The sequence below is a fragment of the Aminobacter sp. P4_D5 genome (assembly GCF_056401815.1).
In genome coordinates this window covers 1-889 of record NZ_JBFUIP010000493.1, presented here as the reverse complement: position 1 = coordinate 889, position 889 = coordinate 1, and the positions used below count along the sequence as shown (strand labels likewise).

The following is an 889-nucleotide window of genomic DNA, read 5'->3' as shown; positions in this document are numbered from 1 at the left end:
GATGAAAGCCCTCCGCGCAATCGCCGCCGAGATCGTCCATCTCTTCGTGGATGACGGCTCGCTCGCCCTGGCCCTGCTGCTCTGGTGCGCGGCCATCGGCCTCACGACCCTCCTCATCCCGGCCTTCGGCGAGGTCGCCGGTATCGGCCTCTTCGCCGGATGCGCCGCGATCCTGTTCTCCAATGTCGTGCTGACGGGGCGGGGCACCTCGCTCCTGCGGCTCCGCATCACGCGCCGGCTGCTGCACGGCGAGGTCGCGCTCGTGGTCGCGCTCTTCGCCTTCGCCGCGCTGTTCCTGGCCTTCGTCGGGCTGGCGGACGAGGTGGTCGAGGGCGACATGGCGCATTTCGACCTGGCAGTCGTGTCGCTCTTCCGCCACGGCGCCGACCTCGCCCGGCCGATCGGCTCCGCCTGGTTCCAGGAGATGGTGCGCGACGTCACCGCGCTCGGCAGCTTCGCCGTGCTCGGCTTCGTGCTGATCGTCTCGCTGGGCTACCTGCTGATGGTGGGCCAGCGCGGCGCGGCGCTGTTCATGGCGGCCTCGGTGCTCGGCGGCACGCTGGTGAGCACGCTCCTCAAGCAGGGCTTCAACCGGCCGCGCCCGGACTATCCGCATGTCGCGGAGGTCTTCACGGCGAGCTTCCCGAGCGGCCATGCCCTGCTCTCGGCGGTGACCTACCTCACCATCGGCATCATCCTGGCGCGCGTCACGGCCGAGCGGCATCTGCGGGTCTATTTCGTGGCCGTGGCCTTGGTGCTGACGCTGATCATCGGAACGAGCCGCGTCTATCTCGGCTTGCACTATGCCAGCGACGTGCTGGCCGGCTGGAGCATCGGCGCGGCCTGGGCGATCCTGTGCTGGGCGATCCTGCTGTGGATCGAGCAGCAT

General features: G+C 69.3%; 1 protein-coding gene. It reads left to right on the top strand.

Translation table 11 applies throughout. The annotated features are described in order from the left end of the window. Positions 1-889, top strand: an 889-nt coding sequence (locus tag AC1DWF_RS32990; RefSeq protein WP_476842720.1) for a phosphatase PAP2 family protein, incomplete at both ends; no start/stop codon positions are given.